The sequence below is a fragment of the Nocardia callitridis genome (genome assembly GCF_039543305.1).
Classification (GTDB): domain Bacteria; phylum Actinomycetota; class Actinomycetes; order Mycobacteriales; family Mycobacteriaceae; genus Nocardia; species Nocardia callitridis.
In genome coordinates, this window is sequence record NZ_BAABJM010000014.1 from 1 (window position 1) to 981 (window position 981).

Genomic DNA, 981 nt, shown 5'->3' on the forward strand with positions numbered 1-981 from the left:
CTAGGGCACGTCTCCCAATAGTTTGAGCCATTCCACGGTAAGAGCCATGACGAATCCCGCACGGTAGGTCAGGGCGAGTTTGTCGTAGCGTGTGGCGACGCCACGCCAGTGTTTTGCCTTGTTGAAGGCACGTTCGACGACGTTGCGGCCCTTGTAGGCGGTCGAGTCGAACCCCGAGGGTCGCCCGCCGGTGCGGCCTCGCCGTTTCCGGTTGGCGATCTGGTCGGCACGCTCGGGAATGACAACACCGATACGTTTGCGCCGCAACAGGCTCCGATTGGCCACCGACGAATACGCTTTGTCGGCGAGTACCCGATCAGGATTGCAGCGAGGCGGGCCACCGGACAGGCGCGGCACCGCGATCGCGTCGAGCACGGCAGGCATCATCGGCGAATCCCCGGCTTGTCCGGCACTCAGCAGGACCGCCAGACCACGACCTGTGCCGTCGGTGGCCAGATGCGCTTTCGTCGTCAGCCCACCCCGCGACCGGCCGATGGCATGATCACCCGGCTCATAACTCACCGTCCGGGCCGGGTGCCGCCTCACGATCACGAGCACTGTTCGCTCCGTGTTGATGCACCCGCATGATCGAAGAGTCCACCGACACAACCCAATCCAAATTCCCCGTCGCATCCGCCAACGCGGTCAACGCGACCAGCACCCGATCCCAGGTCCCGTCCCCGGCATACCGGCGATGCCGCTTCCACACCGTCTGCCACGGACCGAACACCTCCGGCAGATCCCGCCACGGCACCCCGGTCCGCAACCGGAACAACATCCCCTCCACCACCAGGCGATTGTTGCTGAAATTTCGCCCCACCCGCCCATCGGAAGTCGGCAACAGCAACTCCAACAGCTCCCACTGCCTGTCCGTCAGAACCCGATACCGATCACCGACCACCGTAGCCACGGCGAACATGATGCCCGCCACAACGACCTACCGCACACAGACCGCAAAACCCATTGGGAGACACGCCCTAG

The 981-nt window shown here is 64.2% G+C and carries 1 pseudogene; it reads right to left on the bottom strand.

The window, feature by feature from the left end:
* Positions 1–919: pseudogene (locus ABEA50_RS30855) on the bottom strand (IS5 family transposase).
* Positions 920–981: the final 62 nt, after the last annotated feature.